General features: G+C 67.3%; 10 protein-coding genes and 1 pseudogene. 6 read left to right on the top strand and 5 right to left on the bottom strand.

Annotated elements, in window-relative coordinates; genetic code table 11:
* Positions 1-13: 13 nt before the first annotated feature.
* Positions 14-2,437: a phosphoenolpyruvate synthase gene (ppsA, locus tag H9622_RS11765; protein WP_191766577.1), complete on the bottom strand. Its 2,424-nt coding sequence runs from the start codon at positions 2,435-2,437 to the stop codon at positions 14-16.
* A gap of 178 nt (positions 2,438-2,615) precedes the next feature.
* Here ppsA and H9622_RS11770 point away from each other — a divergent pair, with 178 nt between their 5' ends.
* Positions 2,616-3,671, top strand: a complete 1,056-nt coding sequence (locus H9622_RS11770; RefSeq protein WP_191766623.1) for a zinc-dependent alcohol dehydrogenase family protein — start codon at positions 2,616-2,618, stop codon at positions 3,669-3,671.
* Positions 3,672-3,695: 24 nt separating this feature from the next.
* Positions 3,696-4,148 (top strand): pyridoxamine 5'-phosphate oxidase family protein, encoded by a 453-nt coding sequence (locus tag H9622_RS11775; RefSeq protein WP_191766578.1) that lies wholly within the window; start codon positions 3,696-3,698, stop codon positions 4,146-4,148.
* A gap of 33 nt (positions 4,149-4,181) precedes the next feature.
* Here H9622_RS11775 and H9622_RS11780 read toward each other — a convergent pair whose 3' ends face one another.
* Together H9622_RS11780 and H9622_RS11785 are read right to left on the bottom strand one after the other, a co-directional pair.
* Positions 4,182-4,829: a hypothetical protein gene (locus H9622_RS11780; RefSeq protein ID WP_191766579.1), complete on the bottom strand. Its 648-nt coding sequence runs from the start codon at positions 4,827-4,829 to the stop codon at positions 4,182-4,184.
* Between the two features lie 3 nt (positions 4,830-4,832).
* The gene (locus H9622_RS11785; RefSeq protein WP_191766580.1) at positions 4,833-5,942 is read right to left on the bottom strand and encodes an alpha/beta hydrolase; all 1,110 of its coding nucleotides are present in this window, start codon (positions 5,940-5,942) and stop codon (positions 4,833-4,835) included.
* 169 nt (positions 5,943-6,111) lie between these two features.
* On the opposite strand from H9622_RS11785, the gene H9622_RS11790 reads away from it, so the two are divergent.
* Positions 6,112-6,813, top strand: coding sequence for a VIT1/CCC1 transporter family protein (locus H9622_RS11790; protein ID WP_191766624.1), 702 nt, complete (start codon positions 6,112-6,114; stop codon positions 6,811-6,813).
* Between the two features lie 53 nt (positions 6,814-6,866).
* Here H9622_RS11790 and H9622_RS11795 read toward each other — a convergent pair.
* Positions 6,867-7,644, bottom strand: a pseudogene (locus H9622_RS11795) (TerC/Alx family metal homeostasis membrane protein); the annotation flags it as partial.
* 24 nt (positions 7,645-7,668) lie between these two features.
* Between H9622_RS11795 and H9622_RS11800 the strand changes: the two are divergent.
* The gene (locus H9622_RS11800) at positions 7,669-7,884 is read left to right on the top strand and encodes a GNAT family N-acetyltransferase (protein WP_318247102.1); all 216 of its coding nucleotides are present in this window, start codon (positions 7,669-7,671) and stop codon (positions 7,882-7,884) included.
* A gap of 3 nt (positions 7,885-7,887) precedes the next feature.
* A complete protein-coding gene (locus H9622_RS11805; protein ID WP_191766581.1) occupies positions 7,888-8,556 on the top strand; it encodes a GrpB family protein in 669 nt (222 codons plus the stop codon).
* Between the two features lie 48 nt (positions 8,557-8,604).
* On the opposite strand, the gene H9622_RS11810 is transcribed toward H9622_RS11805, so the two are convergent.
* Positions 8,605-9,405 (bottom strand): hypothetical protein, encoded by an 801-nt coding sequence (locus H9622_RS11810; RefSeq protein WP_191766582.1) that lies wholly within the window; start codon positions 9,403-9,405, stop codon positions 8,605-8,607.
* A gap of 449 nt (positions 9,406-9,854) precedes the next feature.
* Here H9622_RS11810 and H9622_RS11815 point away from each other — a divergent pair, with 449 nt between their 5' ends.
* Positions 9,855-10,268: a class I SAM-dependent methyltransferase gene (locus tag H9622_RS11815; RefSeq protein WP_191766583.1), complete on the top strand. Its 414-nt coding sequence runs from the start codon at positions 9,855-9,857 to the stop codon at positions 10,266-10,268.
* Positions 10,269-10,301: the final 33 nt, after the last annotated feature.

Below are 10,301 nucleotides of genomic sequence, written 5' to 3' on the forward strand. Positions count from 1 at the left end.
GCCCTGAGTTCGATCAGCCGACCACCGGGGCGGGTGCCGTGATCGCCTGCGGTCCGGCGTGAGCCGCCGAGCGCGCCGCGAGCCGGAGCCAGGTGCCGACGATCGTGTCGGGGCTCAGCGAGATCGACTGGATGCCCCGATCGACGAGCCAGTCGGCGAGATCCGGATGATCCGACGGGCCCTGGCCGCAGATGCCGACGTACTTCCCGCGGCGGTTGCACGCCTCGATCGCCATGCTGAGCACGCGCAGGACCGCTGGATCCCGCTCATCGAACTCATCTGCGACGAGCTCGGAGTCGCGGTCGATGCCGAGCACGAGCTGCGTCATGTCGTTGGACCCGATGGAGAACCCGTCGAAGTGATCCAGGAACTGATCCGCGAGGAGCGCGTTCGAGGGGATCTCGCACATCATCATCACCTCGAGTCCGTTGCGCCCACGCTCGAGACCGTGCGCGGCGAGTTCCGCGCTCACGGCTGCTCCCTCCGCCACGGTCCGCACGAACGGCACCATGATCTTGAGGTTGGTCAGGCCCATCTCATCGCGCACGTACCGCAGCGCCTCGCACTCCATCGCGAAGCACTCGCCGAACCGCGGGGTGAGATACCGCGCGGCCCCGCGCCACCCCAGCATCGGGTTCTCCTCCTGCGGCTCATACCGGTCACCGCCGAGAAGATGCGCGTACTCGTTCGACTTGAAGTCGCTGGTCCTGACGATCACCGGGTCGGGCGCGAACGCGGCGGCGATCGTCGCGACGCCCTCCGCGACCCTCCGGATGAAGAACTCTCGCGGCGAGGGGTAGGCGGCGATCCTCACGTCGATCTCCGCGCGGAGCTGCTCCGGGAGCGAGTCGTACTCGAGGAGAGCGCGGGGGTGGATGCCGATCTGGTTCCCCACGATGAACTCCAGCCGGGCCAGACCGACCCCGTTGTGGGGCAGAACCGCGAAGCCGAACGCCTGGTCGGGCGTGCCGACATTGAGCATCAGTCGCACCGGAAGCTCCGGCATCCGCTCGATGGCGATCTCTTCCTTCACGAAGGGCAGCAGTCCCTCGTACACGAGCCCGCTCTCCCCCTCCGAGCAGACGATTGTCACATCGTCACCGTCGGCCAGGTCCCGCGTCGCCGTCCCGGTGCCCACGACCGCGGGGATGCCGAGCTCGCGCGCGATGATGGCCGCGTGGCACGTGCGCCCGCCGCGGTTGGTCACGATCGCGGCCGCCCGCTTCATCACGGGCTCCCAGTCCGGGTCGGTGATGTCTGCGACGAGGACGTCGCCGGTGCGGACCTTCGCCATCTCCGACGGCGACCGCACGATGCGCACCGCTCCCCCTCCGATCCGCTGACCGATCGCGCGACCACGCACGAGCACCCGGCCCTTCTCGCGAAGTGCATAACGGGTGTGGCTGTGGCCCTGCAGGCGCGACGCGACGGTCTCGGGCCGAGCCTGGAGGACGTACAGGAGCCCGTCGACACCGTCTTTCGCCCACTCGATGTCCATCGGACGACCGTAGTGATCCTCGATGACGAGCGCGGCCCGCGCGAGCTCCATCACCTCGTCGTCGGTGATGCTGAGGACGCGGCGCTGCGCGGGCGGGACTGTCGTGATCATGGTGCTCGCCCCGACCTCATGGCCAGCGGCGAACCTCATGGCGATGGCCTTCTCCCCCGCGCTGCGTCGGAGGATGCCCGGTCGGCCCTCGCGCACCGCCGCCTTGTACACGGCGAACTCGTCCGGGTTCACCTGTCCCTGGACGACGGTCTCGCCCAGGCCGTACGCGCTGGTGATCAGGATGGCGCCGTCGAACCCGGTCTCGGTGTCGATGGTGAACATGACCCCGGAGGCTCCGACGTCGGAGCGCACCATGCGCTGCACGGCTGCGGAGAGCGCCACGTCGCCGTGAGAGAACCCCTGGTGCACGCGGTAGGCGATCGCGCGATCGTTGTAGAGGGATGCGAACACTTTGCGCACGGCCGCAAGCACGTTGTCGACGCCGGCGATGTGAAGATACGTCTCCTGTTGACCGGCGAACGACGCATTCGGAAGGTCCTCTGCCGTCGCCGACGAGCGCACGGCCCAGGTGGCGTCGGCGAGGTCCGGCTCCGCACCCGTCATGTCGTCGAACGCGCGTCGGATGTCGGACTCGAGGTCCGCCGGCAGCGGCTGATCCTCGATCCAGGAGCGAATGGTGCGGCCCACGCGTGCGAGGTCCTCGACATCGGACACGTCCAGCGGCGTCAGCAGCGCCTCGATGCGCCCGGCCAGACCGTCGTGGCTCAGGAAGGAGCGGTACGCGGCCGCGGTGGTGGCGAACCCGCCGGGCACCCGCAGCCCCGCGCCGCTGAGTCGCGAGATCATCTCCCCGAGCGACGCGTTCTTTCCGCCGACGTGCGGAAGGTCGGCCATGGTGATCTCGTCGAGAGCGAGGATGTTCGTCATGACACGACCCTGGTCCGGCTGCCGCACCGGTGGTGGGTCGAAGGTCCCGCATTCCGCCCGGCTCGGCTCCGCGGCGGTCGAGCGTCGCCGCGGGTCCAAGGTCCCTATCGGAGGACGTCCGGGGAGGAGGACGATGGGCCTCGCCGCTACAGGCGCAGACACCCGAGGAGTGGACGATATGAAGGCGCTGGTCTATCAAGGTCCGGGATCGATCGACTGGCAGGAGAAGCCGGCTCCTCGGATACAGAAGCCCACGGACGCGATCGTGAAGATCGAGACCACGACCATCTGCGGGACGGATCTGCACATCCTCAAGGGAGACGTACCGGCGGTGGAGGCCGGGCGCACGCTCGGGCACGAAGGCGTCGGCGTGGTCAGCGAGGTCGGCGAGGCGGTGACGGAGCTCGCCGTGGGAGATCGCGTGATCATCTCCTGCATCTCGGCGTGCGGGAAGTGCGGCTACTGCCTCGAGGGGATGTACTCGCATTGCCTCGCCGATGAGGGAGCATCCGGAATCGGCTGGATCCTCGGACACCTCATCGACGGCACACAGGCCGAGTACGTGCGGATCCCCTTCGCGGAGACATCGCTTCACAAGGTGCCGGAGGGCGTGTCGGCAGAAGAGGCCGCGATGATCAGCGACATCCTGCCCACAGGCCACGAGATCGGAATCCGGTACGGGGCCGTCGAGCCGGGCGATGTCGTCGCGGTCATCGGCGCAGGCCCGGTGGGCCTCGCAGCCATGACGACCGCCTCGCTGTATGGACCGAGCCGGGTCATCGCGATCGACATCGATCCCAACCGCGTGGAGCAGGCGAAGCGGTTCGGTGCCAGCGACGGTGTCGTCTCCTCGAGCGCAGACTGGCGTGAGCAGGTTCTCGCCCTCACCGACGGGCTCGGAGTGGACGTCGCGATCGAAGCCGTCGGGCTGCCGTCGACCTGGGACATGAGCCTGGCGATCGTGCGACCCGGCGGCCACGTCGCCAACGTGGGCGTGCACGGCAAGCCCGTCGCCTTCCCGTTGGAGTCGGCCTGGATCCAGAACCTCACGATCACCACGGGCCTGGTCAACACGGATACCTCGCGGATGCTCATCAAGCTGCTCGCGCAGGGCCGGCTCGACGTCGGCGGTTTCATCAGCCACCGCTTCTCGCTCGACGACATCATGGACGCCTACGACACGTTCGGCCGCGCGGCCGAGACGAAGGCCCTCAAAGTCATCCTCACGACCTGACCGCGGCGGACAGGAGAACAGACCATGGAGCGCATCGATGAAGCGGGCGTGTGGAAGCTGACCGAGGAAGAATGCTGGAATCTCCTCGCGCGTCGAGAGTTGGGCCGCCTCGCCGTCACTGGCCCGACGGGGCCGGAGATCTTTCCGGTGAACTACGTCGTCGACGGCCCGCGGCTGCTGTTCCGCACAGCTCCCGGCTCGAAGCTCGCCGATCTCTCGGCGAGCCCCGACGTGGCGTTCGAGGTCGACGAATACGACGAGAGCTTCGCGGCGAGCGTCATGGTGAAGGGAAGGGCGAGCAGACTCGAGCGTCAGAGCGAGATCGATGCCGCCGACGCCTTGCCCCTTCGCCCGTGGATCCCCACGCTGAAGTACCGCTGGGTGAAGATCTCCCCCGCGGCCGTCAGCGGCAGGTGGTTTGAGCGCACGCGCGAGCCGGATCGCTACGTCGCGTCCAGAAAGGCAGACACCACCTGAACAGGTCCCAGGTGGCGAGCATCTTCCCTGACATCAGCCTGAGGTGATCGTCAGCCGTGCGGTCGCGTCCCTGCGGAGGATCGCCTCGAGGACGGCTCCGGTGGCGATCGTCATCACCACCGCCATCACCAGACCGGCGCCGATGCCGACGAGCACCGACAGCGCCGGCTCCTGCCCCTCATGCCAGAGAGGTGTCGCGATCGCCAGGAAGGCCCCGAGGGCGAGCGTCCACGCCGCCGCCGTCCCGACGACCCACCATCCCGCGCCGCGAACATGACGGCGCAGCTCCAGCCACTGCGCCGTGCCCAGGGAGAAGAGCACCGCGCCGGCGGATGCGCCGACCACGCCCACTTTCAGGACACCTGGCCAGCCGGCGAAATCGGTCGCGGCGGACGCGAGCATGCCGGCGCCGTACGCGACGGTCGCGCCGGACGCCGTCAGCAGCACCCACGCGGTCACCCGCAGCCGGGGCAGTCGCCGGCGCAGCACGACACTCTGCGCCGCGCCCAGCACCGCCCCTTCGAGCGCGCCCGCCGCGAGCATCGCGTAGAAGAAGACCGGCGTCCCGGATGCCACCACACCGACCACCGCCGGCACGAGGAAGCCGACGGCCTCACCCGCGGTCACGACCACGATCCACCGCGTCAGCCACCGCGAATCGGCCCCGCCCTGGACTCTCATGTCCTACGTCTCACAGCCGTCGAACGACGCGGCGAGGAATCCCACGACACGCGAAGCCCACTCCTCGGGCGAGCTCCGCAACGCCTGCGTGTGCGCGGCGCCGGGCGCTACCCATACCGATACCCGCGTCGGGTCGATCTGCTCCAGGCGCCGGGCGACCAGCTCCTCGTCGCGCACATCGCCCGCGGCGATCAGCAGGAACGGAGTCTGGTCCGCCCGCGCGATCGAGTCGTCCAGTCCGGCGGGCCGCACCGCAGGCGTGAGCAGTTCGATGAGGCCGTACGTGACGGTGTCGAGTCCTCGCTGCACAACGCCCGCCATGCCGTACTCGCCGACGAGCCAGGTCTTGTCGGCGGCCGTCCGCCCCGTCGCGCCCTCCGCCGCCACCGCGCAGATCCGCTGGTCGTCCCCGGCAGCGCCGATGGCCTCCTCGCCGCCCATCGACAAGCCGACCACAGCGATCCGACGGGTGTCGACGTCGGTGCGGCCCTCCAGAAAGTCGACGGCTGCCTGGATGTCGCTCTCGCCGTGCCACCCGAGAGCCATCGCCTGACCGCCGCTGGCCCCGTGTCCACGGGCATCCGTCATGAGCACCCCGTACCCGGCGTCCTGAAGGACGCGGGCCTGCGGAATCGTATGGGAGGCGGTCGAGCCGGCGCCGTGACGGAGCACCACCGCCGCGCCGTTGCGCGACGGAATGTACCAGCCGGCCAATGCTGTGCCGTCAGCGGCTGTCATCGACGCCGATATCGCTCCGCTCGGCGGCTCCGCGGCGGGTGGCCGGGGCGGATACACCGCGGTCAAGGCGATCGATGTCGAATACACACCGACGAGCACCACGCCGAGCCAGGGCAGCAGGATGAGCCGCCCCCATCGTCGCGTCGCCCTGAGGAGGAGAACGACCGCCACAGCGAAGAGGATCACCGCCGCGGCCAGCCCTGCTATCAGTGGCGGGACGGATGCGCGCGGGAGGGCGATGCCGAGCGCAGCGGACCCCGCGAGCCACCCGGCGATCGTCGCTCCGGCGGCGAGGAGGAAGATCGACGGGCGCGAGTCGGCGACGCGCGCCCTGACTGCGCGGTCACGTTCCGCTGTCTCGACGGCGGCAGGCATGCGTACACTCTGACCGCGCCGGCACACCCCGCGACGTGCCGAAGGTCCTGCCATCTGCCCAGAGAACTTCGGCCCGTGCGCACCGAAGGCAGCCGCCTGTTCGAGTGCATCAGTGACCGTGTCCACCACCCCTGCTGGCGCCGGCGGGTCCTAGGTTTGTCGCGTGAGCATGCATGGTGGCGAGCCGCACGTCGCGGGGATCGCGGGAAGACTGAACTGGCTCCGGGCGGGAGTCCTGGGAGCCAACGACGGCATCGTCTCGGTCGCGGCGATCGCCGTCGGTGTCGCTGCGGCGACACCGGATCTTGCGGCGATCATTCCCGCGTCCTCGGCGGCGCTGATCGGGGGCGCTCTCTCGATGGCGCTCGGCGAGTACGTCTCGGTCAGCAGTCAGAGTGACAGCGAGCGTGCGCTGATCGCCAAGGAGACGGAAGAGCTGCGCACGATGCCCGAGCAGGAGCTCGAAGAGCTCGCGGGGCTCTATCGCGCGCAGGGGCTGAGCGCGGAAACGGCGAAACGCGTGGCGGTGGAGCTGACCGAGCGCGATGCGCTGAGGGCTCATCTCTCGATGGAGCTGAACATCGATCCGGACGACCTCGTCAGTCCGTGGCGGGCGGCCGCGGCATCCGCTCTGGCGTTCGTCTGCGGTGGAATCCTTCCGTTCCTCACCATCCTCCTGCCGGAGTCCGTCCGGATTCCCGTGACCTTCATCGTCGTCCTGATCGCGCTTGCCGCAACGGGTGCGCTCGGCGCCCGCATCGGAGGGAGCCCGGTGCCGCGAGCCACGCTCCGCGTCGTCGTCGGCGGCGCGATCGCACTTGCAGCCACTTTCGCAATCGGTGCCCTCTTGAACACCACCGGGATCGCCTGACACTGCGCGATGCGCGTCGCCAGACCCCGGGTACGCCCCGGGGTCGCGGAGGGTCAGTGCAGAGGGGGGCGCTCGCGAGACTCCGCCGGTGTGTCATCGACCGAGATCAGCTCGGCCGTGCGGCGATCGCCGCGGGTCTTCACGAGGCTCGCGACGGTCGCCACGGCGATCGTCCCCGCGATGAAGAGCAGCGAGAGCCAGATCGGAATCTCGGGGATCACTGTGATCGGCTCTCCGCCGTTGATGAACGGCAGCTCGTTCTTGTGGAGGGCGTGGATGAGCAGTTTCACACCGATGAAGGCCAGGATGACCGCGAGCCCCTGGGCGAGGTAGACCAGACGCTGCAACAGGCCGCCGATCAGGAAGAACAGCTGGCGCAGTCCCATCAGGGCGAAGGCGTTCGCGGTGAACACGATGTACGCCTCTTCGGTCAGGCCGTAGATCGCCGGGATCGAGTCGACAGCGAAGATGAGGTCTACGAAGCCGATGGCGATGATGGTCAGCAGCATCGGCGTGGCCCAAAGCCGCCCCTGCTGGACGATCGTGATCCTGTCGCCGTGATACTCGTCGGTCACGCGCAGGTGACGGCGCACGAAGCGCATGACCCGGCCGTCGGCGGGGTTGGAGTCGCCGTGGGCGAACGCCTGACGGTAGGCCAGAAAGAGCAGCAGCGCGCCGAACCCGTGAGAAGTTCTCGATCAGCGTCGCACCGACGGCGATGAAGACGCCGCGCAGGATCAGGGCGATGACGATGCCGATCATCAGCACCTTCTGCTGATAGATCTTCGGCACGGCAAAGCTCGTCATGACGATCAGGAAGACGAAGAGGTTGAGATCGAAGAGTTCCGCGGCGGCATCTGGAGGCTGAACGTCGTCGAAGCGGCGAAGGGACGCGGTGTCGGCAGGTTCGCCGTCGAGCAAGTTCGCGAAGAGGCCCGTCGGCGCGGATACGAGAAGATCACCGTCCTGTGGGACCCCGCCGAAGACGGGCCCGAACGGTTCTACCTGCGAGTCGGGTTCGAGAAGACCGGTGAGTTGTTCGGAGAGACCGTGGGCACGCTGAAGGTGTAGTCGATGAAGGACCGGCTAGTGGTAGACCCGGGCCTGGTCGGTGGCAGAGTTTGTGGTGTGCCTGTCCATCCGCTGTGGCGTCCCTCCGCCCTTAAAGGCAACGCGGATCGCCAGTCCAGTCGAGTCTCCTTCCGACAGACGGAGCCGGGTGAGCTCCAACTTCATCAAGCTGCATGGGCGCGCGACTTCCGGGTGATAGAACTCCTGCTTCACTCCACGATCCCAGAGCAAATCGAAGCGGTCCGTCATGTGGGCTCCACGGCCGTGCCGGGGTTGCTCGCAAAGCCAGTGATAGACATCGATCTCACGGTTCGAGACGTCAGCGACGAGCCCTCCTACATTCCCAGACTCGAGGCCGCTGGGTTTCGACTGATCTTCCGCGACAGGCTCGGTGGCGATGAGCATCGCCAGCTGACCTTGGCCGACCCGAACGTCAACCTGCACGTGTGGGATGCAGACGCGTCGGAGCCCCAACGGCACGAACTGTTCGTCGCCTGGCTGAGATCGAGCCCATCCGACCGGGAGATGTACACACAGGCCAAGTTGGACGCCGTCGCCGCGGCCGGGGCCGGTCGATACAACGACCACAAGTCCGCTGCCGTCTACGACATCTACGAGCGCGCCTTCGCGGCCGATCCGCACCGCAACCACGATCCACAACCGCGGACCTAAACGCTGCGCTGAGGGACCAGCTTGCGGACAATGGCCGACCGACAACCTTTAGGTCGGGACTGTTCGCCAACCGAGTCTGCGCGCGATGGCTTCTGCTGCCAGGGTCGGGAATCCGTCCCAGTCGGGCTCGAGAATGCGCCGCGCCAAAGTGAACACGTTGCGCGCGGCCTCGTCGGCGGGAGCGTTCAGGGCGAGGGTGATCTCGGAAGCCCACGCTGGGTAGTCCTTCTCGAATCTCCTGGTCGGGTCGATCTTGTCACGTGCGTCGGGAGCCTCACCGGGAAAGCGCGCGCGGATCGCGCGGAGCAAATGGTTCACCGCCCAGGTGCGAATGAACTGCCCACCGTTGAGGACTTCCCCGCGGTTGATCCTCCCCATCCCAATCAGGATTTTGACGAGGAAGAGTCTTGCGTCGTTCTCCGGGTCGGATGTGTCGCCCGCGGTCGCGTCTGCTTGCCCGGCCGCGACCAACTTCGCTGTCACTCCGGAGTCGTTGTCCGCGACGACGGTGGCGTCGCCTACAACGACCCCCACCAGTTCGGACGCCTCAGCGAGTGCGAACTCGAATACATGCCCATCACCGTAGACGGCCACGAATCCGATACCGCCCTCGCGGGCGCTAAGTACGACGTTCTCACTGTCGGGAAGCCAGTCCAACGCTGCTCGGAGCTCTGAGCCTCGCCCCTCCTCGATGATCGCGAAAAAGTCGTGATCCGACCACTCATCGCGCCGATGCTCGCCGCCTTCGGAGGCAGACCCAAGGAGCACCAGCCCGGCGAGGCCTTCCCGCGCTCGAACGTTGGCTATGAGCCGGTTGGTAAGTGAATTGAACCGTTCTGGAGAGCTCATCGCCACACCGCCTGCGTCTTGCTGGCAGCGAAATTGTGGCGCAAAGAGACAGGACTCGTGGGCATGTACGCGATGGCCTTTCAGGTCACGATGGACGGCAGGTTCGTGGTTGCACGACATCCGTGACAGAGCCATTCAGTTGTGATTTGGCGAGTCACCGCAGTGTGATTCGCTCCCGACCAACCTAGGGATCCATCCGCGTGCTGGCAACCGCCGAACATCTATGACACCGCGCTGGAGGCGGATAGATTTCTCATTCGGCATCGCCTCGATCGGCACAGACGCTAAGCCAATGACGAATCCACTTGGCGTCGTCGACTGTAGCGGTGGCGGACCAGCTTCCGGGCAGCCCCGCGTGACGACCCGAGTGGAAGCGGCGAGGGTCGAAGCGGTTGCCGGATTCGTATCGATCTGCGGGTTGTGCGACGCCGGATGGAAGTATTGAGCGAATGACGGACGACTTGAGAGCCTTGTGGGACGCGGAGGCGGAGGCCTTCGACGAGGCAGCGGACCACGGACTTCACGATCCCGAAGTCCGCCGAGCATGGGCAAACTTGCTGCTTCCTCTGATCAACGGTCGTGGGCTTCAGGTTGCTGACCTCGGGTGCGGGACGGGCACGCTGTCGCTCCTCCTCGCTAACGAGGGCGGGCACTTCGTCAGCGGTGTCGACTTCTCCCCGGCGATGATCGCGCGAGCTCGTGAAAAGGGTGACCAGACAACTCCGAGGCCTGTATTCACAGTTGCCGATGCCGCCAAACCTCCGCTCCCTCCCGGCTCATTCGATGTCGTTCTCTCCCGTCACGTCCTGTGGGCGATGCCGGAACCTGACCCGCTTTCCCGGACACCTGAGTTGAGGCGATGATCGTCTCGGAAGGAGTCCGTGAGATGCCTGCTG

Origin of the sequence: Microbacterium gallinarum (genome assembly GCF_014837165.1) — a bacterium.
Classification (GTDB): domain Bacteria; phylum Actinomycetota; class Actinomycetes; order Actinomycetales; family Microbacteriaceae; genus Microbacterium; species Microbacterium gallinarum.